The following is a 25587-nucleotide window of genomic DNA, read 5'->3' as shown; positions in this document are numbered from 1 at the left end:
GCACGGCGTTTCAAAGATTTTCTTGCGGGAGTCTTTGAGGTAATGGGAACGTAGATGTTTTTATGGAATGCTTCCATAGAGCGCTTGAGTTTCTCTCGGATGACCCCCTGAAGTCCTTAACGAAGAGGAGTACTGATGAGTACACCGACGACTACTGCCACGGCGCAGTCTGCTGCGCAGGTGAACCGCCATAAGGCGGACTGGCGTGGCTGGAAGTTCATGTGGCCATTTGCCGCAGTCTTTGCTTTCGTCTTTATTATTCCTATCGCCTACGCTATCTATATCAGCTTTTTCCAGCAGCGCCTTATAGGTGGAAATGTCTTCGTAGGTGTGGATAACTACACCCGCCTGTTCCAGGACCAGCAGTTCTGGACTGCTGTGGGACGCGTGGCGCTCTTCACCGTGGTGCAGGTGCCTATCATGCTCTTCCTCGCGGCAGCTCTGGCACTGGCCATCGACTCCATGAAGCTGCATGGGACGAAGTTCTTCCGCATCGCTACCTTCCTGCCGTACGCCGTACCAGCTGTGGTATCCACCCTCATCTGGGGCTTCGCTTACGGTGCGAAGTATGGTCTCGTGGGAAGCTTTAACTCCTTCTTCGGCACGAACTTCGACGCTTTCGCGCCGAGTGTGCTGCTCGCGTCCATCGGTAACATCGTGACGTGGGAGTTCACGGGCTATAACATGCTTATCTTCTACTCGTCTCTCTCCACGATTCCGCACAGCCTCTACGAGGCGGCATCCATCGATGGTGCTTCGGAGTGGGACATCGTTAAGTCCATTAAGCTGCCGGAGCTGCGGGGATCGCTGGCCATTACGGTCATCTTCTCCATCATCGGTTCCTTCCAGCTCTTTAACGAGCCATCTATTCTCCAGAACATGGTTCCTGGTAACGCTATCACGACGAACTACACGCCGAATATGTATGCGTATAACCTCTCCTTCTCTGGAAACCAGAGTAATTATGCGGCAGCTATGGCCATCGTCATGGCTGTGATCACCATGGTGATAGCCTACGCAGTGCAGCTGCGCAGCATGAAAGATCAGATGAAGTAAGGTGGGCAGAGACATGACTGAAAAAACTATGAGTGCATCGATGACTGCAGCCGAGAAGGAACGCGCAGCGAAGAAGGCGGAAAAATTGCGCCAGAAGCGCGTCGCTGCAGACGAAAAAGCAGAACGTAAGCGCAGTGCGAAGGCCGGCTTTGCTAACGTAAACAACCCTCGCCGAAGCCTCACGCTCACCATCCTGAGCGCCATCTTCGCCGTGTACTGCCTCTTCCCGTTCGCCTATCTGCTGATCAACTCGACGAAGACGCAGGCGGACTTCAGTTCCACCTTCGGACTCGGACCAGGCCATAGCTTCGCCTTCTTTGATAACGTAGCCAAAGTCTTCACGTATAACGACGGCATCTTTACGCGCTGGCTGCTGAACACGCTGCTGTACGTGGTCGTGGGTGCGGGCGGCGCGACGCTGCTGGCCATCATGGGCGGGTATGCGCTGGCGAAGTTCCGCTTCCCGGGGCGTAAGGCTGTCTTCGCCATCATCATCGGCTCCATCTCGGTGCCGGGTATCGCGCTGGCTGTTCCTCAATTCCTCCTCTTCGCGAAGCTGGGGCTGACGAACACGCCGTGGGCTATGCTCATTCCGTCGCTCATCTCGCCATTCGGACTCTACCTCATGTGGATTTTCTCGGAGCAGTCCGTGCCTACTGAGCTGCTCGAAGCGGCGCGCGTGGACGGTGCGAGCGAATGGCATACCTTCTGGAAGATATCGCTACCACTGCTGTCTCCGGGCATCGTGACGACAGCGCTGTTCACCATCGTGGCCACGTGGAATAACTACTTCCTGCCTATGATCATGATTAAGGACTCGGACTGGTACCCACTGACCATCGGTCTGAACCAGTGGAAGAGCCAAGCGGCCACGGCGGGCGGCATTCCTATCCAGAACCTCGTGATTACGGGCTCGCTCATCACCATTATTCCGCTGGTTATCGCGTTCCTGTGCCTGCAGCGCTACTGGCAGTCTGGTCTGGCTGCTGGTGCGGTGAAGGAGTAAGGCCTAGTGCACTGGGTGTGACACGCGAGCAGTATAACAAAATAGTAACAATTTTCGGAAAAATGTTAGCGCAAACATTTTTCTGTGATACTCTTAAGGGTATCGACAAGATAACGGGCGTCCTCTGCTAAGGACGGGGAGGATGCCCGTGGTCGACAGAAGAAATTGAGAAAGGACTCAATATGAAGTTTGGTAAGAAGGCGATAGCTGCAGTAGGTTCCCTCGCGATGCTTGGTTCCATCGCTGCATGCGGCTCGAACTCTGGTAACGCTAACAGTGGAAGCGCTAGCTCGGATGGTAAGGTCACGCTGACTGTCTGGGCATGGGATTCCACGATACCTCGTACAGTCAAGGGCTTCGAAGCTGCGAACCCAAACATCAAGGTAAAGATAGTGAACGCTGGTACGTCGAAGGATGAGTACACCGCTCTGAGTAATGCGATGCAGGCTGGCTCGGGTGCTCCAGATATGGCTCAGATCGAGTACTACGCTCTGCCAGAATATGTCACCCGTGGTTACATGCAGAATGTGGCTGATAATGGTGCGAAGGACTTCGGCGACTTCTACACTCCAGGAACCTGGGCATCCGTGAGCCTGAATGGTGGCGTGTACGGTCTTCCTATGGATTCGGGTCCTATGGCATGGTTCTATAATAAGGAAGTCTTCGATAAGGCGGGAGTCGATCCTACTCAGGTCAAGAGCTGGGATGAGTTCTACGAGGCAGCGAAAAAGATCCGCGCTACAGGCTCGTACATCACCTCTGACTCCGGTGACGCTGGCTTCTTCGACTCCATGACCTGGCAGAATGGCGCCAAGCCATTCGACACGTCCAGCGATGGTAAGACTGTCACCATTAACCTGACCGGTGATGATAAGGTCAAGGGCTTCGTAGACTGGTGGCAGAAGCTCATCTCGGAAGATCTCATCGATACAAAGACTGCAGGCTGGACCGATGACTGGAACAAGGGTCTGGATAACGGATCCATCGCATCCCTGCTCATCGGTGCATGGATGCCATATAACCTCCTGTCTGGTGCTCCAAACGGTGATGGTAAGTGGCGCGTCACTCAGATGCCTACCTCCGACGGTCAGCCAGCTGGCTCTGAGTCTGGTGGTTCCTCTCTCGGCATCATCAAGTCTGACGATAAGGCAAAGGTGGACGCAGCATACAAGTACCTCGAGTATGTGACCCATAACAAGGAAGGTATCGCTACTCGTGTCGAGGCTGGTGCATTCCCAGCAGATAATAACACCCTGAACTCTCCAGACTTCCTGAACGTCACCTCCATCACCGATGCTGATGGTAAGGCACACGAGTACTTCGGCGGACAGAAGTTTAACGAAGAGCTCGCTACCGCAGCTAAGAATGTGCGTGCTGGCTACAAGTTCCTTCCATTCGAAGTGTATGCGCGCGGTAAGTTCGGCGACTTCGTGGGTAAGTCCTTCACGGATAAGCAGAAGCTGTCTGATGGTGTGAAGGCCTGGCAGGATGACATCGTATCGTACGCAAAGCAGCAGGGATACTCTGTGAAGGAGTAACTCTCGTGGGCGGCTTGGTTCGCTAACTCGAAGCTGTGAAGCTGTGAACGGGAGGGGAGCAGATGTGGTCTGCTTCCCTCCCGTTTTTGTGTGTGGGTAGAGGCTCAAAGTCTGGCTACGCGAAAACTTACGCTAAAGATTTAGCCATTTTTTAGGGTACCTAAGGTAAAAAATGGCTAAATCTTTAGCGTAAGTTTTTTGTCCCTATCTAGAATGTGATTAAAGTGTGAAGGCGCAAGTGTGGATAACTTCAGAAAATACTACGGCGTGTTTCCACATCTGCTAACATAGCTTCTTCAGGCTTGCTCCTAGTGAATATCTGTCAAACAATGGATATATGACATGTATAGATGCACATAAGCTACAGCGCCCGTTAGATAATAATGAGCGCAGAAGGTGGAGACGGGACGCGGAGCGAATGGAGCCGTTACCAGGATTCTTCATGCTCACTGAAGAGTGGGAAAAGCTTTCTCCTGAGGAACAGTACCTCAGTAAAATAGTGGCTTTAGCGAACTTGCATCCACACTGGATCTTTTGTGGTGTTTCTGCAGCTGCACTATACGGTGCGTCAGTTCCGGAGGTGCATCAGAGAACAATAGATATATGTACGAGCAGATATAAGCAGTCAATTTTTCCGATAAAAGTACATTGGTTGCCTGACTATGCGACTGTAGCAGAAAATGTAACAGAATGTCCTATCCCACCCGCCTTCGACACAGCCTCCATCCGACGAACATACCAGCCCATCACGCCGAGCATAGGCCGAGCGAACGGAGTGCTCGTGACCTCGCCCTTGAGAACCATGTTTGATGTCATGAGAGATGCGGGCTTCGAGCAGGGGCTTGGGATGTGTGACTCTACAGCGCGAACTATGGGCATAGCGAAGCTCACTCCAGCTCACCTCGACACAGCAGCACAGATAACCAAAGGTGCATGGCATCGTGACGTGATCCTCACTATGCTCTCGTTCATCGACGGTCGCTCCGAAAACGGTGGGGAGTCGCTCGCTAGAGCGCACATGATTATGGGTGGTCTGGAAGTGCCTGAGCTCCAGGTGAACATGGACGTAGAGGAGTATCGCGGTCCTGGCCCTCGAGAAGGAACTTCCCGATATCAGATTCGCCGTTTTCGCGTGGACTATATGTGGACTGTGCCGGACGACGCGGGTGGGATGAGAACGATAGTGGGAGAATTGGACGGGGAAGAAAAGTATGCGAAAGGCATGACGACCGTAAATAAGGAACGCCGGCGCGATGCGCTGCTCGAAGCGAGCGGGGTGCGGGTCGTGCACTTCAGTCATGCGGACGGATGCGAGGGCAGTGGGCTCAGCATGGTGCACCGTCTGTATCAAGCGGGCGTCCGCATGGTGGACGAGGCCGAACGCGAAACGGCGAGCGCGGATGCTCGGAAGACGATGACCGCGCCCCACCCTTACGCGCGTCATACGTTCGGTCACCGCACTATACTAAGGAGCATGGCCGAACGCGGCTCTCTCCGCGAGAACCCGCGAGAGATTCGCGAAGGCGGTGCAGACAGCAGAGGTAGAAAGGACAGCATTATGCCAGGAACTGAAGAAAATATGCCGGAAAGCTTCACACTGGATCACACGGCAGTGAAGGCGCCATACGTGCGTCTCATCGACACGGAAAGCGGTCCTCACGGGGATGTCATCTCGAACTATGACGTGCGTCTCGTGCAGCCGAATGAAGGCGCTATCCCTACCGGCGGTCTGCATACCATCGAGCATACTATCGCGGTGAAGCTGCGTGAGCGCATTCCTGGATATATTGATTGCTCTCCGTTCGGATGCCGTACGGGCTTCCACTTGCTGGCATGGGGTGAGCATTCGGCGGAAGACGTGGCACGCGCAGTGAAGGAATCGCTGGAGTTCATCGCTTTCGAGGCTGAGTGGGAAGACATTCCTGCGACCACGCCGGAGACGTGCGGGAACTATAAGGATCACTCCCTGTTTACCGCTCGCGAATGGTGCAAGCTTATTCTCAGTCAGGGCATCAGCTCGGACGCCTTCGTGCGCAAGGTCGTCGAGTAAGACGAGTAGATACGAGTGACGGCGAGTAGACGCGTCGAGCGCGCGACGGAAGTTCCGCGCGTGCTCAGTTCCGCGCCTACGCCGACGCTCCACTTTTCCTCAGAATTGCGCAGTTTCGTAAAGAATCTGCGCAATTCTTCGTAACAGCACACAGAACGACACACGAAACGACCACGATAGAAGCATGACTCTTACAGCAGTAGACCTTCCAGATATCCCGAGTGAGCGCGGACGTAAAGCATACGAGGCGGCACTGCGCGCATATCCGGCGCAGGCGCTCGTCGAGCTCGACGTGCTCGCGGCGAACATGGCGCATATGGTACGCTACACGCGCACGCGTGCGGCCGAGCAGAGCGTGCCGGCGCCGGAAGTCATGGGCGTGGTAAAGGCGGATGCGTATGGGCACGGGCTCATTCCGACCGCGCTCGCAGCCCTGGCTGGGGGAGCGACCTGGCTGGGCGTGGCGCAGGCGCGAGAGGCATTGGCACTGCGGCGTGCGGGCATAGGTCCGGACCGCGCTCGGATTCTGAGCTGGATGTTTTCGGCGCTTACCTCGCCGTTTGAGAAGCTCATCGTGGCGGATGTGGACATCGCCGTAGGGTCGCTGCGGGACGTCGAGCGCGTCGCTGCGGCCGCGCGTGCTGTGGGGAAGACCGCGCGCGTGCACGTGCAGATAGAGACGGGCTTCGGACGGAACGGCTTTACTGCGGACGAGCTGGATGACGCGATAGCGCTTCTGAAGGCCAATTCTTCCGTTTCGGGTGAGGCTCTCCTCGACGTCGTGGGCGTGATGAGCCACCTCGCTGTGGCCGATGCGCCGGAGAGCGAAGAAGCGCGCGAAGCGACGGACAGCCAGATACAGAACTTTAATGCCATGGTGGAAAAGATGAGGGAAGCGGGTATTCGACCGCGGATCCGCCACCTGGCGAACACTGCTGCCACGCTGACGCGTCCAGAGATTTATTTCGAGCTCGTGCGCCCAGGTATAGGTCTGTATGGCTACGAGCCAGACCGTGGCATGGGTACGCCGGAAGACTTCGGCATAAGGCCAGCCATGACGCTGCAGGCACAGCTCGGCACTATTAAGGATCTCCCGGCAGGCCATGGCATCTCCTACGGCCGCACGTATATCACCGAGCAGGATACGAGTACAGCTGACATGCCTGTGGGATATGCGGATGGCATTCACCGCAGTGCATCGGGCTTTAACCCGCTCGGCTCACAGCGCACCACGCATAAGGGTGGGCCAGTGGCTGTGCGGCTGGCGGACGGGTCCACGAAGGTGGTGCACATCGCGGGCCGCGTGTGCATGGACCAGTCGGTTCTGGACCTCGAGGGAAATGCCGCTGAGCTCGGCATCCATGAGGGTGACACGGTGAAGCTCTTTGGCCCGGGGCGTGGCGCTGTCTTCGGAGAGCCGACGGCGGATGACTGGGCGCGGTCGGCAGATACCATCAGCTATGAGATTTTCACGTGCTTGAGAAATCGCATCCCGCGCCTGTACTTCGGGGCGCAGAAGGTGCTCAGTCCAGAAGATATTCATCTCATCGAGTCCACGTGGACGAGTGTGCCAGGTGAAGCGCCTACGACGTCGGGAAGAATCGTGTCATGAGTATTCCATCACGCACCCACGTAGCCGGAGGGCGCACGGATGGGTACACGCAGCATGATACGGAGCGCTGGGCGCACGAGGACTCGAAGTCGAGGAATCGCACCGCCTTCGAGCGCGACCGTGCGCGCGTGGTGCACTCGTCTGCGCTGAGGAGGCTCGGCGCGAAGACGCAGATCCTCGTAGCGGGCACGGATGATTTCGCTCGCACGCGGCTCACCCACACGCTGGAAGTGGCGCAGATAGGCCGCCAGATAGCGGAGATTTTCGGCTGTAATCCGGATGTGGTGGACTGCGCTTGCCTCGCGCATGACCTCGGACATCCGCCTTTCGGGCATAATGGGGAAAGCGTGCTGATGAAGCTGTCTGAGTCCATCGGCGGATTTGAGGGGAACGCTCAGACTTTCCGCCTGCTTACGCGCCTCGAGCCGAAAGTCTTTCATGCGGATGGCCGCTCGGCGGGCGTGAATCTGACCCGTGCAGCTCTCGACGCGGCGACGAAGTATCCGTGGACGCGCGCTCAGGGGCAGCTGCATCCGGATGGCCCGAAGGGGAATAAATTCTGCGTCTACGAGGATGACCGTGAGGTCTTCGAGTGGCTGAAGGCGGGCAGTAAGGCGCCGGCATTCGCGAAGCCGATGGAAGCGCAGATTATGGATTTAGCTGATGACATCGGGTATTCTGTGCATGACGTGGAGGACGCCATCGTGGGCCAGTCCATCGACGCGCCGGACCTGCATGCCGCGGATGTCATCGACGCCGTCGTGCAGAGCGTGCGCAGCTGGTACGGCGAGCGCTGGGATGCGGATAAGCTCGTTCAGGCGTATGAGAGGCTGGAGAGCGCAGGCCTCGTTCCTCATGATTTCAATTCTTCCCGTCGCGACTTAGCCATGCTGAAAAACGTGACCTCGAATATGATAGGTCGTTTCGCGAACTCGGTGGAATCTGCCACGCGTGAGGCCTACGGGCAGGGAGATCTCATCCGGTACAGTGCGAATGTGGTCATCCCCGAAGAGACGAGCTACGAAATCATGTATTTGAAGGGGATAGCCGTCTATGCGGTCATGGAACCGCGCGAGCATGAGCCATTCCGCGCGAAGCAGACGAAGATCATCGAAGACCTCGTCACTGTGCTCATGGATGGGGGAGCGGAGCCGAGCTACCTGCTCGAGCCAGTCTTCCTCGATGACTGGCTCGCAGCAGGCAGCGATGAGGAGCGTCTGCGCGTAGCAGTGGATCAGGTGGCGAGCCTGACGGATAACTCGGCCATCAGCCTGCATGCTATCGTATGTGAGTAATCACCGCATCAGCGAAGTCCTGCGTGCTCAGCGCGACGGATGAGGACGGTGCTAAGTCGCGGGTGAATTGGCCAGAAGCAAAAGCAGAAGCCAGAGCGGAACGAAGCCTGTCCGCGGCCTCGCTCCAGCCGATGTACTCCAGCAGCATAGCGCCGGACAGCAGCAGCGAGGACGGGTTCGCCAGCCCCTGACCGGCGATGTCTGGAGCGGTGCCGTGCGTCGCCTCGAAAACGGCGTGACCGGACGAATAGTTGATATTCGCGCCCGGCGAGATGCCAATGCCGCCCACCTGCGCGGCCAGAGCATCCGAGGCGTAGTCGCCGTTCAGATTCGTGAGCGCGACCACGTCGAAGCGGTCCGGATGCAGGAGGATCTGCTGCAGGAAATTATCCGCGATGACGTCGCTGACCACGAGACGGCCATCCGCGAGCGCATCTGCGTACTCGCGCTCAGCCAGCTCGTAGCCCCAGCGGCGGAAACCACCCTCCGTAAACTTCTGAATATTCCCCTTATGTACGAGCGTGACGTTCGTTAGCGAGTGAGCGAGCGCGTACTCGATGGCCGCGTGGATGAGACGCTCGCTGCCCTCGCGCGAGATAGGCTTAATGCCGATGCTGCTCGAATGCGGGAAGCGGATCTTCGTCACGCCCATCTCACTGCGGAGAAAGTCAAGGACCCGCTGAACCTCAGGAGTGCCCGCGTTCCACTCGATGCCGGCATAAATGTCCTCTGTATTCTCGCGGAAGATGGTAATGTCCGTGAGCTCGGGATGCTTCAGCGGGCTTTCGATGCCGGGGAAGTAGCGTACCGGACGCACGCAGGCGTAGAGGTCGAGCTCCTGACGCAGAGCCACATTCAGCGAGCGCATGCCCTTCCCCACGGGAGTTTCGAGAGGTCCCTTGATGGCCACGAGGTCCTCGCGGATGACCTCAAGAGTCTCGGCCGGTAGACTTTCTCCCGTTTCAGCGAGGGCAGCGTGGCCTGCCAGAACGCGGCGCCACAGGATGCGACGCTGGCCTTCGCCCTGAGGTGTGCCGGTGCTGGTGCCGGGGTACGCGGCGGCCACGGCAGCATCGAAGACGCGACGCGACGCCTCCCAGATATCCTGGCCGATGCCGTCGCCTTCGATGTACGGGATTTCTGGGGTGTCGGGGACGGCGAGCGTGCCGTCGGGGGTCATGCGGATTTTCGTCATGGTTATATCTCCTTTCGGGAGGGGGAGTGAGTAGACGGTTCGAGATGCAAAAAACTTTCGGGGTAGGGTGGACGAGAATGCGTCTACCGCCGCCCCACAGCCTCATATGTCAGCCCGCTCAGCCCCACATACTGCGAGCGCGGGCGGATGAGTTTGTTATGCTTCTGCTGCTCCTGGATATGGGCTATCCATCCGGACACGCGGCTCATGGCGAAGATGAGGGTGAAGATGTCTCGGTCTATGCCCAGAGTGTGGTACACCGTGGCCGAGTAGAAGTCCACGTTCGGGATGAGGCCCTTCGTGTTCTTCATGTAGTCTTCTATCTCGCGCGAAAGCTCATACCACACGGCGTTTTCTGTGCCGGTGGTGAGCTCTTCGGCCATGGCGCGCAGATACTGTTCACGCGGGTCGCGCGTCTTATAGACCCGATGGCCGAAGCCCATGATTTTCTCTTCGCTACTGAGCTTCTGACCGAGGTAGTCGCTCACGCTTCCTCCGGCGTCCACGCGCTCGCGAATCTCGGTGAGCATCTCGAAGACGCGTTCGTTTGCTCCACCGTGCAGGGGGCCTTTGAGGGTTCCTATGGCGGTGGTCACGCAGGAGTAGATGTCGCTTAAGGTGGAGGCGCACACGCGTGCGGCGAAGGTGGAGGCGTTCAGCTCGTGGTCCGCGTGGAGGATCAGCGCCTTATTCATCGCCTCCTCTTCGAGTGCGGTCGGCTCGTGGCCGGTAAGCATGTAGAGGAAATTGGCAGCAAAGGACAGGTCCGTACGAGGTGCGAGCGGAACGAGGCCTCGACGCAGCCTCGCGAACGTGGCGATGATGGTGGGCATCTTCGCCATGAGCTGGATGCTCTGGTCGTACCGCGCGTCTACGGACGTATCCTCGGCGCGCACGTTATAGACGCCGAGCAGGCTGACGGTGGAGCGCAGTACGCTCATGGGATGCAGATGCCGGCGCGACTGAATGAGGATGCACTGCTCGACGGCGTCGGAAATCTCGTAATTTGCGCGCAGCTCGCGCACGAAATGGTTTAGCTCCACCTGCGTGGGCAGATGCAGATTCCACAGCAGGTAGATGACCTCCTCGAAGCTCGCGTTATTCTCCATGAGTTCGCTGATGTCATATCCCGCGTAGGCCAGACGGTCGTCCACGATAGAGCTGATGCGCGTCTGGCAGGCGATCATGTCCTTCATGCCGTTTGCGGCCGGCGTCTGTGCGGCCGGCGTGTGTGTGGCCGGCGTGTGTGCTGCGTTCATGCTGTCGCTCCTAACTTTTTACGGACGACCATCGGCAGGATGCCGCCGTTCGTGTAATACTCGATGTCCGCCTGCGCGTCGAACCGTACGAGTGCGCTGAACTGCGTGACGCGTGGCCTGCCCTCGCTGTCCGTGCTCGTGGCGGTGACGGTGACGACGTCGTGAATGCGCGGGGTCTCGCTCAGCGCGATGTCATACGTTTCGTGTCCGGTTAAGCCCAATTTTTCCGCGCTCATTCCGTCCATGAACTGCAGGGGCAGTATGCCCATCATGACGAGGTTCGAGCGGTGAATGCGCTCGAAGCTTTCCGCGAGCACTGCTTTCACGCCGAGCAGTCCCGTGCCCTTCGCTGCCCAGTCGCGCGAAGAACCCATGCCGTAGTCTTTTCCGGCTATGACGAGGGTGCCCACGCCCTCCTTCTTATAGGCCATGGCGGCGTCATACATGGTGGTCAGCTCGCCGTGGCGTGTGGTATATCCGCCCACTTTTCCGTCGGCGAGCTCATTCGTGATGCGGATGTTCGCGAAGGTGCCGCGCATCATGACTTCGTGGTTTCCGCGGCGGCTGCCGTAGGAGTTAAAGTCGCGATGGGTTACAGCGTGGTCGGTGAGGTACCGGCCTGCTGGCGAATTCAGTGCGATGGCTCCGGCGGGAGAGATGTGGTCGGTCGTGACGGTGTCTCCGAACTTCGCGAGTGGGGTGAGGTTCTGGAGAGCCTCGGTGTTCACGGCGAGCGGCTCGTCGAGAGAGTCGAAGTATGGCGGGTTCTGGATGTAGGTGGAGTCCTCGTTCCACGCGTACGTCTGGCCGTCGGCGGTTTCTATGGCATTCCATGCTTCGTTATCGTCGAAGACGCGGCTGTATTCCTGAGCGAAGAGGTCTCGCGTGACGAAGCGGCGCACGTAGTCGTCCACTTCCGCCTTATCTGGCATGAGGTCCTTCAGATACACTGGCTCGCCCGTCGTGCTGTCTGTGCCCAGCGGCTCTGTGGTCAGGTCGATGTCCGTGGTGCCTGCCAGCGCGTAGGCCACGACCAGTGGCGGGCTAGCCAGGAAGTTCGCTTTCACGAGAGGATTAATGCGGCCTTCGAAGTTCCGGTTTCCGGAGAGCACGCCGCTGACGAGCAGGTCGCTGTCTGTGATGGCTTTCGAGACTTCGTCGCTTAGGGGACCAGAATTTCCTATGCATGTCGTGCAGCCGTATCCCACCACCTGGAATCCCAGCTGGTCGAGGAAGTCCTGCAGTCCTGAGTTTTTCAGATACCCGGTGACCACCTTGCTTCCTGGAGCCAGCGAGGTTTTTACTGTCGGGGAGACGCTGAGGCCTCGGCGCACAGCATTCCTCGCGAGCAGGCCGGCAGACATGAGCACGTATGGATTCGACGTATTCGTGCACGAGGTGATGGCGGCTATGGCCACATGGCCGGTCTTCATCTCATAGTCGCGGCCGTCGATGGTGGCAGTAGCGGTCTTGTCTATCTCCTCTGCACTCAGGCCGAATCCCTGGACTCCTGACTCGCGCGTGAGGCTTTCGCGGAATACCTGCTTCGCGCGGCTGAGTGGAATGAGGTCCTGTGGGCGCTTCGGGCCGGAAATGCTCGGGAAGACTGTGCTGAGGTCCAGCTCGATGACCTTCGTATAGCGTGGGGTAGGTGCGGAGGCATCCACGGAGGCATCTGCGGAGGAATCCGAGGTGTCATGCGAGGCATCGTAGAAGAGGTCATTCGCGTGCGCATAGGCATCCACGAGAGCGATGGTTTCTTCTGCGCGGTTCGTCAGCTGCATGTAGCGCAGCGTCTCCGCATCGATAGGGAAGTATCCGCAGGTGGCGCCATATTCTGGAGCCATGTTCGCTATGGTGGCGCGGTCTGCCAGGCTCAGTGTGCTCAGGCCCGGTCCGAAATACTCCACGAATTTGCCGACCACCTTCGCTTCGCGCAGTATGTTCGTGAGGCGTAATGCCAGATCCGTGGCCGTGGCGCAGGCAGGAAGCTCGCCGGTCAGATGCACGCCGATGACTTCCGGCACAGGGAAGTACGAGGCTTCGCCGAGCATGGCAGCCTCCGCTTCGATACCGCCCACACCCCAGCCGAGCACACCAAGGCCGTTAATCATGGTGGTGTGGCTGTCTGTGCCGAACATGGAGTCCGGGAAAGCCAAGCCGTCCTTGTGGAGGATGACATCGGAGAGGAACTCGATGTTCACCTGGTGGATAATGCCTGTGGCAGGAGGGACGACGCGGTAGTTTTCGAAGGACTTTTCTGCCCATTTGAGAAACTCATAGCGTTCAGCATTACGCTCGAATTCGCGCTGCATGTTCAGACGCAGTGCATCCGTACGTCCTGCCACATCCACTTGAACCGAGTGGTCGATGACCAGGTCCACAGGAATCTCTGGATTAATATCCTCAGCCTTACCGCCATGAGCCACGATGGCGTCGCGCATGGAGGCGAGGTCCACGACCACAGGCACTCCTGTAAAGTCCTGGAGCACGATGCGGCTCGGCTTAAAAGGAACCTCGCCCGAAGGAGCAGCTGCATCATAGTGGACGAGAGCGTCGATGTGAGCAGCAGTCTCCGCGGTATACTCGCCACTTTCAGCGTCGCGAGTGCCTTTACGCAGCAGACTTTCGAGAAGAATCCTCAGACTGTAGGGCAGAGTGTGCACATCCACGCCGCGCTCGCGGCAGGCTTCGGCGATGCTGTAGTACGTGTAGCGTGCATCAGAGCGCGCCGACTGCGTCGATTCGGCCGAGTTCACAGAGCTGTCTCGAAGTGTGACATCTACTGTCTTTCTATATGTCATAGCTGACTCCCTCCAGTGCTGCGTCGTAGCAAGTTCGGATAGATTTCGTTAGTTTATGTCCAGAAAAGTTACGCCACATGTTACGTGTCCATTAACTGGACATTTTTGTGTTAACTATGTGAGACGACCACGTGAACGCGGTTCGCGAAGGGAAAACGGAAATTGGCCATACGCAAGCTCGCGTATACTAGGACAGTACAGATGAACGCGGAAACGAGGAGCAGCCATGCCAGGACGGATCGTGAAGGAGGACATCGAAAAGGTGCGCGAGGCGGCGGACCTCTACGACGTCGTGTCCGCCAGCGTGACGCTCCAGCATGCCGGCTCGAACGCGTGGAAAGGCCTGTGCCCGTTCCATGATGAAAAAACGCCGAGCTTTAACGTGAACGTGGCCACGAACCACTGGAAATGCTTCGGATGCGGACTGGGCGGCGACGTTTTCGAATTCGTGCAGCGTTCCGAGGGCATCGAGTTTCCGGAAGCCGTGCAGTATCTCGCAGACCGGTATCGCATCGAGCTGCATTACGACCAGAGCGCGCACATGGCAGACCAGACGCGGCGTGGCACCACGCGCTCCCGTCTGCTCGAAGCAAACGCGGCTGCACAGAAATTCTTTATGAGCCAGCTCATGACGAAAGAAGCGCTGCCTGCACGCCAGCTGCTCGGCGGACGCACTTTCACTCAAGCGGACTGCGAACGCTTCGGCTGCGGATATGCGCCGCGCGGCTGGGATGAACTCACGCGGCATCTGGCTTCGAAAGGCTTTACGAATCAGGAGATGATAGACGCGGGCCTGGCTCGAGCGAACCAGCGTGGGGGAGTGTATGACTACTTCCGCGGCCGGGCCACGTGGCCTATCCGCGACACGACCGGCCAGGTCATCGGCTTCGGCGCGCGCAAGCTCTACGACGATGACACGAACCCGGGAAAGTATATAAACACGGCAGATACTGCGCTCTACCATAAGAACCGCGTGCTCTACGGCATCGACCTCGCGAAGACGAGCATAGCCCAGAAGCGCCAGGTCGTAGTGGTGGAAGGGTATACGGATGTGATGGCCTGCCATCTGGCGGGCGTGACGAATGCTGTGGCCACGTGCGGTACTGCTTTCGGCGAGGAGCATGCGAAGATCATCCGCCGTCTCATCTCGGATAATTCGCTGAATAATTATAAATTCGTCGGTCCTACGCAGGGCTCGGGTGTGGTCTTTACCTTTGATGGCGATGCGGCGGGGCAGAAGGCTGCCCTGCGCGCCTTCCAGCTGGATACGGCATTTCTCACGCAGACTTTCGTGGCCATAGCCCGCGAGAATCTCGACCCGTGCGACCTGCGCATCCAGTACGGGGATGAGGCCGTGCGCGAGCTCATCGCAGGAAAGCAGCACCTCGTGGAGTGGATAGTTCGCACGAGCATCGCGCGGTTTGATACGCAGTACGTGGCTGGGCGCGTGGGGGCTATGAAGGCTGTGGCGCCTATCATCGCGCAGATTCGTGACATCTCGCTGCTCGAAGGCTATGCGCAGGATGCGGCGCGCGAGATAGGCGTGGATATCCGCGAGATGCGCGAAGAAGTGTACCACGCTCGCCGTTCAGCTGGGGTCCGGAATGAAGATGCGTTCGCGCCGAACCGGCAGTATGCCTCGTCGGGCTCGGGCTCGTCTGTGCTGAATGCGCCGGACTTCACGGGGCCGCTCGACCGTGTGTCCCTCGAGCGTTTTAATGCCGAGCGCGTGAACTACTACGAGATGCATGCGGATGATTCCGTTTTTACCGCGGAGCAGCAGATGCTCTGCGTGCTCGTGCAGATACCGTGGGCTCTGGACGCGGCCGCTTTTGCGCAGATGACGGAGGCCACTTTCACCATTCCGGTCTTCCGCGACCTGTACCGCGCCGTCCTCGTGGCGGGCGGTCTGCCGGATGCTGGGACCTCGCCCGCGCAGTGGGTGGATAGGCTCGCTCAGGCGGGAGGCCCGCTCGTGGCTCCGGCTTTAGATGCGCTGGCTGTGATGCAGCTGCCAATTCCTGTGGAAGACGACTCGGTCTCCTCGGCGAGGGCTTCGCAAGGGGCTGCGATGGGTGGTGCTCCGGTTCCGAGCGCTGCTCAGAGGGAATTCGCTGCTCAGGTGGCCTCTCGGCTGCTGGACGGGGACATGATGCGGGGCATCGCCGCGCTACGCGTGCAGATGAATAAGACAACGGATGGCACACAGAAGCTCGCGCTGCTCCAGCAGATTACAGCGCTGGAAAAGCGGCGCGCGGATGCGGGCGCGGGGCAGATGCGGTAGAGGAGAAATTGACCTCAGGTTACAGGGACAGAATGAAGTACGCGAGCGGCATGAGCACGACGAGGAAAGCGAGGTTCATGCCCGTGTAGATGGCCAGGTAACGGCCCTTCTTATCCGGGAACTTCGAGACGATGCTGCGGTACGAGACGAGCGATGCCATCGAGGCGATGAGCGTACCGAGGCCGCCGAGATTCGTGCCGATGATAAGCTCTGTCCACGCGTGCGAGAAGCCAGACAGGAGTAGCGTCGTCGGCATATTCGAGATGAACTGCGAGGTCAGCACGGAGATGCCGAGCGGGTCGAACTGAACGAAATGCTCAGCCAGCGTATAAAACTCGGGAACGCGCTTCATATTCCCTATGAAGATGAAGAACATGGCGAAGGTGAGCGGCAGTCCCCAGTCGATGTTCCTGAACACACGATGGTCGGTGAAGATCATGGTGGCACAGACGATGACCATCATGAGCCACAGCGGAATAACGTCTCCCACGCCGAGCAAGCAGACCACGAACAGAGCCGCGTACACCCACGTGCGCCAGCCGCCATAGCCTGCGCCGTAGCCCATAATGCGAATCTCATCTGGCTGTGTCTTATGCGGTGATGGGGCGAGAACGGCCTTCTCGAGGTCGGTATCTGCGGTGACCTCATCCATAGATTTGTTATCAAAGGCCAGCCAGATGACGAGCACGAGCATAATGCCCGAGGCGATGGTATAGGGAGCCATAATGCCTATCATCTCCATGGTAGGCATCTTCAGAAGAGCTTTGAGATAGAGGTTATGCGCATTACCTATAGGGGTAAGCATGGCGCCGAGGTTCGCTCCGAGGGTCATGAGAGTGACCACGAGTGGAGCCCACTCGTCTCTGTTCGCCATGATAAGAACCGAGATGGCGAAAGGCACGAAAGTGACGAGAGCCACGTCATTTGTGACGAGCATGCCGGAGAAGAAGGTGAGGCATACGAGCACGAGGATAACCATGCGAGAGGTAGAAGCTTTCTGCAGCAGCTTCGAGGCGATAATGCGGAAGACTCCGATGCGCTGAAGCCCGGCCACCACGAGCATGAGAGAGACGAGCTGCGCGAGTGTGTTCCAGTGGACATACTCAGCGTACTGCGCGTCTGGCAGAACGATGAAGCACGAGATAATCGCGAGAAGGGTAGCGACGAGGAGAACGACTTCCTTCTTCGCCCATTCGAGTAGCCACTGGCCCATGAAAACTCCTTTTTCCTTCCCACTATTCTACTGTATGCACGGAATAGTTGGGCAACGGGCGCGTTTTAGCTCGACTGTGGCGGACAGTATAGCGCAGAGCAGGGTGCTGAGTATGGTGCTGAGTATGGCGCACATCACACCTCGCGGAAGGCTGAAAATGTTCTGAGGGTCTACCTTCTCGCACGTGGAAACGGTAGAATAAAAGGGAATCTGATACACGTCAGAGATAAGGAGTTCTTATGGTTACGTATACCGCAGTAGCAGATGTGACCGGCGGCCGTTCTGGCCATGCCACCACCGTCAGCCCAGCAGCTGAGTTCGACATATCCGCTCCAGTAGAGATGGGCGGCACGGGTGAAGGATATAACCCAGAGCAGCTCTTCGCCGTGGGCTGGGGCGCATGCTATCAGGGTGCGCTCATGGCTGCCGCACGCGAAAAGCGCGTGAACGGCATGCTCATGATGAAGTCTCGCGTGCGTGCACACATCACCCTCGTGAAGGATGATAACGGCCCACACCTGAGCGCGAAGCTCGAGGTCTTCGTTCCTGAGCTGTCCCTCGACCAGGTGCAGGAGCTCATCGACCTGGCAGATACTATCTGCCCATATACGAAGGCGACCGCGGGGAACATGCCATACGAGGTCGTTCCGGTAGAGTCTTTGTAGATTTCGGCCAATTTTTCCTCGAGCGGGGCTGGAGTGCATGCACGCATTCCGGTCCCGCTCTTTCGATACTATGGGGGGGGTACAGAGGAGTACATGAGAGATACCCCAGAAAAGAAGAAAGAAAAAGGAAGGCATAGAATTATGACTGCGGATACTGCATACTCAAGCGCGCAGCCAGTGGCGCTGTCTGTGGATGGGCTGCTGAAGACTTTCGGACGAAAAACTGCTGTAGATAACCTCCATCTCGATGTGCCGGAAGGATCCTTCTATGGCATCGTGGGGCCGAATGGTGCGGGGAAGACCACTACCTTGCAGATGTGCACTGGTATGCTGCTTCCGAGCGCAGGACACGTGAGCCTTTTCGGACAGGATGTGTGGGAGAACCTCGACGAAGCGCGTGCTGTCATGGGCGTGATGCCTCAGGCAGATGAGATTTTCGACCGCCTCACCGGCCGGCAGCTCCTCATATATGTGGGGCTCCTGCATGGCATGAAGCGCGAGGAGTCTCGCCGCCGCGCGGATGACCTCATGGCTGCGTTCGGCCTCGCGGATGCGGGAAAAAAGATCGTGGCAGACTACTCGACGGGTATGAAGAAGAAGATATGCCTGGCTGTGGCCATGATTCACTCGCCTCGCATTCTCTTCCTCGACGAGCCTTTCGAAGCAGTGGATCCTGTCTCCTCGGCAAATCTTCGAGATATTCTGAAGGAATATGTGGCTGGCGGTGGTACCGTGGTCATCTCCTCGCATGTGATGGCTCTCGTAGAGAAGATGTGCTCCCACGTGGCCATCATCGCTGAAGGTACGGTGCGCGCGGCAGGCACTCTGGAAGAAGTCTCTGCGGGTGAAGAGCTGGAAGACCGCTTCTTCGAACTCGTGGGTGGTCGCCAGGAGACTGCTCACTTCGACTGGCTGCAGGGTGGTGAGCAGGAGTGAACTCGAAAATAACCTCAGCCCTCGCCGATGCGTGGACGGTCACACGCCTGAAATGGGCAATGAATGTATCCGTGATAAACAAATCCCCATGGCAGGCCATCAGTTTTCTCCTCAGCTGCCTGTGGTCTGTGGGACTCGTGGTCGGATCTGTGGCTTTTACGTGGTTTTATGCGCAGAGCCTCGAGATGACTGAGTCAGCTGTGAAGAGTTCAGCGGGAGTCCTCGGTTTATTCTGGACCGTGGGCGTGGTCTTCATATCTGTAGCCCAGCTTCTCGCTTTCGGAAACTCCGGCATTAATGCTCGCACACTCTACCGCTTCGGGATGAAAAGGCGCTCTATCCGCAACGCGCTCATCCTCTCGAATATGATGACGCCTAGCGGCATCGGCTGCTTCCTCGCGCTTACGGGGGTGATGGGTATCCTCGGCATGCACTTCGTTCTCGGTACGGGAACTGGTCTCTTCGGCAGCTCAGTGCTGGCTGTGGCACGCGTGTGGGTGCTCGCTGTGGTGAGTTCTCTGCTCGCTGTACTGCTGGCGTCGGTGACGGTGCAGGCTGTGCTGGCCCTCGCCATGGTCGTGATGCGGAAGAAGGCTGTGCGGAACATCGCCACGGCTGTGTTCCTCATAGCAGTCATCGTGGTCTCACAGCTATCCAGCATCCTCGGCGCTGCGGATGGTGCTTCCGACCCTACTTCTGCGCGCGCTTCGAGCTTCGACGTGATTCTCTCCTTCGGACAGGGAGAGGTGGGTCAGTGGCTCCTCTGGCAGCCATGGGGAAGCTTTAGCTCGCTTCCGGTGCTCGCCAGCATGCCTGGCCTCGTCAGTGGCCTGTTTATGGCTGTGGCTGTGCTCGGTTATCTCGTGGTTTTCATCCTTCTGCTGAAGCTCTTCGCATGGTCCATGCAGTATGACATTACTGCTGGCCCTACTCTGAGTGATTCGGCAGAAAAGGCGGAGAAGACGCAGAAGGATGCACAAAAGAAGCAGAATGCTATGCGTCTTACTCTCGACCCCTTCGAGCTGAACTTCGTGACGGGACGCTTCACTGGCATCATCGCGCGCTTAATGGCCGCATTTGCCAGAGACATGCGATACGCTCTGACTCTCCTTATTCCTTTCGTCTTTGTGGGTATCTTCGCGTTCCAGGGGGTAATGCTCGGCCGCATGCAGATGATGGTCGTGAGTATTCCTTCAGCGTCGTGGATGCTGTGCCTGACGAGCCTGAACATGCTCGCGTATGATGGGACACCATTCATTCTGCACACCTATGCGGGAGTGAAGGGGCGTGTGGACTGGTATGCGAGAAACGTGTTCTTCGTCTCTCTCGCTGTGGCAGTTCAGATCATCATTAGCGTCATCGTGCTCGTCATTCCTGGAGCCGTGGAAGACTATCTTCTCTTCGCTGGGGTAGAGGTGCTTAGCCTTATCCTCGTCATTCAGGGTACGGCACTGTCCTCGGTGATATCCTCCGTCTTCCTCTATCCTGAGCCGTCTGCAGATAATCCGTTTAAGGCGCCGCAGGGTCGCACTCTCGCGAAGCTAATCAGTCCAGTGCTCTGGTTCGTCTGCTTCGCACTGCTGTTTATCCCAGGCGGGGTGACTTTCTGGGTGAGTATAGCGTTCTTCGACCTGACACCAGTGGCACAGGTCAGCATCCTGCTCGGAGTTCAGGGCGTCTTCGCACTCGGATATTTCTTCGGTGGAACGGAGCTGGCAGGCTGGCTGCTGGATAAGCGCAGGCTGAAGATTCATACCACGCTTCGCGGATTCGCTGAGCTGTCTCGCGCATAATGCATAAGAATGTGCCCCTCTTTTAGAGAAGAGGGGCACATTCTATTTCTTCACCTCAGGTGAGAGATATGCGACGAGGAGGAAGAAGAAGGCGAGTGACTGGAGAAGATTCTCGCTCATACCGAAAAGTGGATAACCGAGTAGGAGAATGGCGAGAAAACCAGCACCCGCTAGGCGAGCCAGTGTACTCAGGATAAGAACGGATTTCTGCATTCCTCTGTTCAGATATACAGACACTGCGAAGATTCCTCCATATACAGCTAATGCTCCCCACTTGAGCGCAGGCATATGTGCTGGAAGGTAGACTGTTAGCGCTACACAGCCCAGTGTGATGAAAAAGTCGAGTGCGCTGAGGATGTTTTTCTGCCGAGACGTCATGGTCTTCTCCTTACCGTTAAGGATAGTTAGCCTTATATTCTACTCTCGAAAAAAAGAAACGCGGATACTATCCGCGCTTCTTCGAAACATGAAAAGTGCCCACGACAGGAATCGGACCTGCGACACGGAGATTAGAAGTCACCTGCTCTATCCACTGAGCTACGCGGGCGCGAAATCCAGTATAACGCACACATGCCCCAGAACGCGAGGGGCATCCGGAGGTAACGGTAAAATTGACACTACACGTACCTCCTCACGTAAGGATAAAACATGACAGAACGTACGCCGAAAGTAGCCGTCATCATGGGCTCGAGCAGCGACTGGGAGACGATGAAGAACGCCTGTGCCATCCTCGAGCGCTTCGGCGTGCCGTACATGAAGCAGGTCATCTCCGCGCACCGCACGCCGGCGCTCATGGGGCAGTTTGCTGAGCAGGCGCGCGAGCGAGGAATAAAAGTGATCATAGCCGGAGCAGGCGGAGCGGCGCATCTGCCGGGCATGACGGCTGCGCAGACTACGCTGCCGGTCATCGGTGTGCCCGTGAAGTCGCGTGCTTTAAGCGGTATGGACTCGCTGCTGTCCATCGTTCAGATGCCGGGCGGCATCCCGGTGGCCACCACGGCCATAGGAAACTCGGGTGCCACGAACGCGGGACTGCTCGCCGTAAGCATCCTGTCCACGAGCGAGGATGACTTCGGCCGAGGTCTGGCAGACGCGCTCGCAGCATACCGTGCGGAACTTGAAGAGATGGTGGAGGAGTCGAATGAACAGCTTCAGTAAGACGACGGAGCGAGCCGTGGAGTCTCTGCAGCGCGGGGCGACTATAGGCATTATAGGGGGCGGTCAGCTCGGTCAGATGATGGCGCTGTCCGCACGGTACATGGGCTTCCATACCCTCGTGCTCGACCCGACGGAAGGCTGCCCGGCGGCCGGAGCATGTGACGACCAGATCGTGGCAGCGTATGATGACGTGGAGGCCATCCGGCAGATAGCTCAGCGTTCGGACGTTCTCACGTATGAATTCGAGAACGTGGATGCGGATGCGCTGGACGCGGTTAGCGCCCTCGTGCGCATTCCGCAGGGGACAGACCTGCTGCGCGTGACGCAGAACCGCATAGCAGAGAAGACTTTTATCAATTCTCACGGTGGGCACACTGCTCGCTGGGCGGCCGTCCGGTCGCTGTCTGAGCTGGATGGGGCAGTGGAGGAGATAGGCCTGCCGGCCGTGCTGAAGACTGCAGAAGGCGGATATGATGGTCACGGTCAGCGTGTGCTACGCACTGCGGATGATGTGAATGCCGTGAAGAATGAGTGGGGTAGTGACTTCCCCGTCTGCGTGCTCGAAGAGATGATAGACTTCGCGTACGAGGCATCCATCCTCATCTCGGGGAATGGTTCTGAGTACGTGACTTTCCCTCTTGTGAAGAATGTACACGTGCATAATATCCTGCATACCACAGTGGCTCCAGCTTTCGGGGAGCATCCGAGCGAGAGCGAGCTCGCCACCGTGGCACAGGCAGAGAAGATGGCGCGCGAGCTGGCAGCAGGATTCTCCCTAGCGGGGACGCTGGCCATAGAGCTTTTCGTCTTGAGGGATGGTACTGTGCTCGTGAATGAGCTGGCTCCGCGCCCACATAATTCGGGACATTACACCATAGAAGCGTGTGCGTATGATCAGTTTGATGCACATATCCGTGGCATAGCAGGCTGGACACTCGAAAAGACGCAGCTACTCAGCCCTGCAGTCATGGTAAACGTGCTCGGCCAGCATCTCGACGCAGTCATGGCTGCGGCGGTAGACCATCCGCAGTGGCACGTCCATGATTATGGGAAAGCAGTGGCGAAGACAGACAGGAAGATGGGGCACGTAACAGTGCTCGGCACGGATACGGCAGCTATTCTCGCAGACTTCGAGAAGACAGGAATCTGGGAGTAACGATAAGTAAAGATGAAAGAGGGGGCTCTGCGCGTGAAAGTGCAGAGCCCCCTGTCAGATGAATTGGCTATATGGCCTTCGCGCCGATGTCATGCCGGTAGAACAGGCCATCCGCGCTCGCCGCATCCAGCACAGAATAAATGATCTCCTGCGCTGCCGGAACGCTCGCCGCAGTCGTCTGCACGAGCAGCACGCGGCCGGACGAGGAGACGAGGCCAGCGCTGTCCGAATCGCTCGCGTCTGCGCCGTCAGCAGCCTGCGCCACACCCGCATAGTACACGTGCGTGCCATGCTCGGCCACAGACGCGGAATAGTCCAGCTCAGGAACAGTAGCGCCCACCTGAGTCGTATCCGGGTAGCCCTCGCTCGCCACCACGACGCCCAGCGTGGTACGCGTCGTATCCCAAGTAAACTCCGGCTCGCCGCCGGACAGAAGCGCTGAAATCCCCGCGCCGAGATCACTCGTCAGCTTCGGCAGAACGACCTCCGTCTCCGGATCGCCGAAACGAGCATTAAACTCGATGACCTTCGGACCGGACGCCGTGGCGATGAGCCCCGCATAGAGAATGCCAGTAAACGGCGTTCCCTCAGCGGCCATACCCTCGAGCACAGGCGTGATGATGGTATCGAGCGCCTCATCCACCATGCTCGACGGAATCTGAGGAACAGGACTGTATGCGCCCATGCCGCCGGTGTTCGGGCCGAGGTCACCATCATAGGCGCGCTTATGATCCTGTGAGATAGGCATAGGCCAGAATTCAGTGCCTCGCGCGAAGCACATGAGAGAGAACTCTTCGCCGTCGAGGAACTCCTCGATGACCACGCGCGAACCAGCCTCGCCGAAGCGCTTATCGAGGAAGATGTCCGCCAGTGCAGCTTCGGCGGTATCCTCATCCATAGCCACAGTCACACCCTTGCCCGCGGCGAGGCCATCCGCCTTAATGACGATGGGAGCGCCCTGCTCGCGCACGTAGGCCACGGCCGGGTCATACTCGGAGAATGTGGCGTAGGCTGCAGTCGGCACGCTATGGCGCTCCATGAGTTCCTTCGCGAAGGTTTTCGAGCCTTCTATCTGTGCTGCTGCTCGGCTCGGGCCGAAAGCAGGAATGCCTGCCGCCTGGAAGTCATCCACGAGTCCCTCGATGAGAGGAGCCTCGGGGCCTACGAAGACCCAGTCGATGTCTTTATCGCGGGCGAAATCGATGAGTGCGCTGTGGTTCGACTGGCTGAGCGCTACAGTGATGATGCCGTCGGCATTCATGCCCGGATTACCCGGGGCACAGTACACATCAGTCACGCTGCCACCGCGCAGCAGCGCATGCGCGATGGCATGCTCGCGGCCGCCGGAGCCGATGACGAGTACTCGAGTCATGGGAGGGGTTCCTTTCTAGTCGTGCAGCTGGATGTGCAGCTGGGCGGGCGGCTACTCGTGCAGCTCCACGCGTGCGCCATCTGGGGTCTGATCCTTCACGATGCGTCCCACTGTGTAGTGCGTCTCGCCATGAGCGTCGAGGATCTGCTCGACCTCGTCCACATGCTCAGGGCTGACCACGAGCACCATGCCTATGCCCATATTAAAGATGTTATACATCTCGAGGTGATCCACGTTCCCGTACTTTTCGAGGACGTGGAAGATAGGTGGGACATCCCAGGAGGAGATGTCGAAGGATGCAGCGAGGCCTTCTGGAATAATGCGTGGCACCTTTTCGAGGAAAGCGCCGCCGGTGATGTGCGCGATGCCGTGCAGGAGCTGACGCGGCTGCTGGGCGCTGGCGCTGTCAGCGTCGTCCGCGCCGGAAAAGCTGGCACCGTCCGCGCCAGCGCCCACTCCACGCGCGACCGCAAAGAGCGGCTTCAGCGCCTGCGCGTAGATGCGCGTCGGCTCGAGCAGCACGTCTCCCAGACGTGCACCGCCGAGCTCAGGAAGCTCGCTGTCCACGCTCAGACCGCTATCCTTAAAGAGCGCCTTACGTACGAGAGAGAAGCCATTTGAGTGGACGCCGGAGGATGGCAGACCGATGAGCACGTCTCCTTCGCGAATGGCTGAGCCGTCTATGAGCGCGCTTTTTTCCACCACGCCCACGGTAAATCCAGCCACATCATACTCATCTGCATCATACATGTCTGGCATTTCTGCAGTCTCGCCGCCCACGAGAGCAGCGCCGGCCTGCACGCAGCCGTCGGTGACGCCCTTCACCACCTGCTCGAGCAGGGCGGGGTCGTTCTTTCCGCAGGCGATGTAGTCGAGGAAGAAGAGCGGCTCGGCTCCCTGGGCGAGGATGTCATTCACGCACATGGCCACACAGTCGATGCCTATGGTGTCATGCTTATCCGCGGCTTTCGCGACGAGTAGCTTCGTGCCCACGCCATCCGTACCGGAGACGAGGACGGGCTCCTTATAGCCGAGCTGGGAGAGGTCGAACAGGCCGCCGAAGCCGCCTATACCGCCTGCTCCCGGGCGCGCGGTACGTGCCACGTGCTGCTGAATGCGGCGGACGACCTCGTATCCTGCTTCGACGCTGACGCCTGCGTTTTCATATGCTGTAGGCATGGGGTGCTCCTTACTT

The 25587-nt window shown here is 58.2% G+C and carries 19 protein-coding genes and 1 tRNA gene; 12 read left to right on the top strand and 8 right to left on the bottom strand.

The window, feature by feature from the left end; all coding sequences use genetic code 11:
• The first annotated feature begins 135 nt into the window (after window positions 1-135).
• The 6 genes from ALMA_RS06775 (at window position 136) to ALMA_RS06750 (ending at window position 8557) form a co-directional block, all read left to right on the top strand.
• The gene (locus ALMA_RS06775; protein ID WP_094726934.1) at window positions 136-1056 is read left to right on the top strand and encodes a carbohydrate ABC transporter permease; all 921 of its coding nucleotides are present in this window, start codon (window positions 136-138) and stop codon (window positions 1054-1056) included.
• Window positions 1057-1084: 28 nt separating this feature from the next.
• Window positions 1085-2062 carry a carbohydrate ABC transporter permease gene (locus ALMA_RS06770; RefSeq protein WP_377866788.1) on the top strand — a complete coding sequence of 326 codons (978 nt, stop codon included), beginning with the start codon at window positions 1085-1087 and terminating at the stop codon, window positions 2060-2062.
• A 182-nt stretch (window positions 2063-2244) separates the two neighbouring features.
• Complete coding sequence (locus ALMA_RS06765) at window positions 2245-3600, top strand: ABC transporter substrate-binding protein (protein WP_094726932.1); 1356 nt, start codon at window positions 2245-2247, stop codon at window positions 3598-3600.
• 1558 nt (window positions 3601-5158) lie between these two features.
• On the top strand, window positions 5159-5650 hold the full coding sequence (locus ALMA_RS06760; RefSeq protein WP_094726951.1) for an S-ribosylhomocysteine lyase: 492 nt from the start codon (window positions 5159-5161) through the stop codon (window positions 5648-5650).
• A gap of 184 nt (window positions 5651-5834) precedes the next feature.
• Entirely contained in the window at window positions 5835-7262 is a 1428-nt protein-coding gene (gene alr / locus ALMA_RS06755; protein ID WP_094726931.1) for an alanine racemase, read from the top strand.
• On the top strand, window positions 7259-8557 hold the full coding sequence (locus tag ALMA_RS06750; RefSeq protein WP_094726930.1) for a deoxyguanosinetriphosphate triphosphohydrolase: 1299 nt from the start codon (window positions 7259-7261) through the stop codon (window positions 8555-8557). The genes alr and ALMA_RS06750 overlap by 4 nt, the downstream gene beginning before the upstream one ends.
• Here the strand turns inward: ALMA_RS06750 and icd are convergent.
• The 3 genes from icd to acnA form a co-directional block, all read right to left on the bottom strand.
• Window positions 8541-9752 (bottom strand): NADP-dependent isocitrate dehydrogenase, encoded by a 1212-nt coding sequence (icd, locus tag ALMA_RS06745; protein ID WP_094726929.1) that lies wholly within the window; start codon window positions 9750-9752, stop codon window positions 8541-8543. The genes ALMA_RS06750 and icd overlap by 17 nt on opposite strands.
• Before the next feature lie 83 nt (window positions 9753-9835).
• Window positions 9836-11011: a citrate synthase gene (locus tag ALMA_RS06740; RefSeq protein ID WP_094726928.1), complete on the bottom strand. Its 1176-nt coding sequence runs from the start codon at window positions 11009-11011 to the stop codon at window positions 9836-9838.
• A complete protein-coding gene (gene acnA, locus ALMA_RS06735; RefSeq protein ID WP_094726927.1) occupies window positions 11008-13815 on the bottom strand; it encodes an aconitate hydratase AcnA in 2808 nt (935 codons plus the stop codon). Before acnA ends, ALMA_RS06740 begins: the two co-directional genes overlap by 4 nt.
• A gap of 226 nt (window positions 13816-14041) precedes the next feature.
• Between acnA and dnaG the strand changes: the two genes are divergently transcribed.
• Window positions 14042-16099, top strand: a complete 2058-nt coding sequence (gene dnaG, locus ALMA_RS06730; RefSeq protein ID WP_094726926.1) for a DNA primase — start codon at window positions 14042-14044, stop codon at window positions 16097-16099.
• A 19-nt stretch (window positions 16100-16118) separates the two neighbouring features.
• Here the strand turns inward: dnaG and ALMA_RS06725 are convergent, their stop codons facing one another.
• Window positions 16119-17312, bottom strand: a complete 1194-nt coding sequence (locus ALMA_RS06725) for an SLC13 family permease (protein WP_086106404.1) — start codon at window positions 17310-17312, stop codon at window positions 16119-16121.
• 239 nt (window positions 17313-17551) lie between these two features.
• Here ALMA_RS06725 and ALMA_RS06720 point away from each other — a divergent pair, with 239 nt between their 5' ends.
• The 3 genes from ALMA_RS06720 (at window position 17552) to ALMA_RS06710 (ending at window position 20706) form a co-directional block, all read left to right on the top strand.
• Entirely contained in the window at window positions 17552-17977 is a 426-nt protein-coding gene (locus tag ALMA_RS06720) for an Ohr family peroxiredoxin (RefSeq protein ID WP_094726925.1), read from the top strand.
• 141 nt (window positions 17978-18118) lie between these two features.
• Complete coding sequence (locus ALMA_RS06715) at window positions 18119-18913, top strand: ABC transporter ATP-binding protein (RefSeq protein WP_244568905.1); 795 nt, start codon at window positions 18119-18121, stop codon at window positions 18911-18913.
• Window positions 18910-20706 (top strand): hypothetical protein, encoded by a 1797-nt coding sequence (locus ALMA_RS06710; RefSeq protein WP_148140283.1) that lies wholly within the window; start codon window positions 18910-18912, stop codon window positions 20704-20706. The genes ALMA_RS06715 and ALMA_RS06710 overlap by 4 nt, the downstream gene beginning before the upstream one ends.
• 42 nt (window positions 20707-20748) lie before the next feature.
• Here ALMA_RS06710 and ALMA_RS06705 read toward each other — a convergent pair whose 3' ends face one another.
• Window positions 20749-21084 carry a hypothetical protein gene (locus ALMA_RS06705; RefSeq protein ID WP_094726922.1) on the bottom strand — a complete coding sequence of 112 codons (336 nt, stop codon included), beginning with the start codon at window positions 21082-21084 and terminating at the stop codon, window positions 20749-20751.
• A 96-nt stretch (window positions 21085-21180) separates the two neighbouring features.
• Window positions 21181-21253 (bottom strand) — tRNA-Arg (locus tag ALMA_RS06700).
• A 101-nt stretch (window positions 21254-21354) separates the two neighbouring features.
• Between ALMA_RS06700 and purE the strand changes: the two genes are divergently transcribed.
• Window positions 21355-21864 carry a 5-(carboxyamino)imidazole ribonucleotide mutase gene (purE, locus tag ALMA_RS06695; RefSeq protein ID WP_086106399.1) on the top strand — a complete coding sequence of 170 codons (510 nt, stop codon included), beginning with the start codon at window positions 21355-21357 and terminating at the stop codon, window positions 21862-21864.
• Entirely contained in the window at window positions 21848-23020 is a 1173-nt protein-coding gene (gene purK / locus ALMA_RS06690; protein ID WP_094726921.1) for a 5-(carboxyamino)imidazole ribonucleotide synthase, read from the top strand. Before purE ends, purK begins: the two co-directional genes overlap by 17 nt.
• A gap of 67 nt (window positions 23021-23087) precedes the next feature.
• On the opposite strand, the gene purD is transcribed toward purK, so the two are convergent.
• Window positions 23088-24392 (bottom strand): phosphoribosylamine--glycine ligase, encoded by a 1305-nt coding sequence (gene purD, locus ALMA_RS06685; RefSeq protein ID WP_094726920.1) that lies wholly within the window; start codon window positions 24390-24392, stop codon window positions 23088-23090.
• Window positions 24393-24443: 51 nt separating this feature from the next.
• Window positions 24444-25571 (bottom strand): phosphoribosylformylglycinamidine cyclo-ligase, encoded by a 1128-nt coding sequence (gene purM, locus ALMA_RS06680; protein WP_094726919.1) that lies wholly within the window; start codon window positions 25569-25571, stop codon window positions 24444-24446.
• Window positions 25572-25587 lie beyond the last annotated feature (16 nt).

Origin of the sequence: Alloscardovia macacae, from assembly GCF_002259705.1 — a bacterium.
Classification (GTDB): domain Bacteria; phylum Actinomycetota; class Actinomycetes; order Actinomycetales; family Bifidobacteriaceae; genus Alloscardovia; species Alloscardovia macacae.
This window is presented reverse-complemented; position numbering and strand designations above follow the sequence as displayed.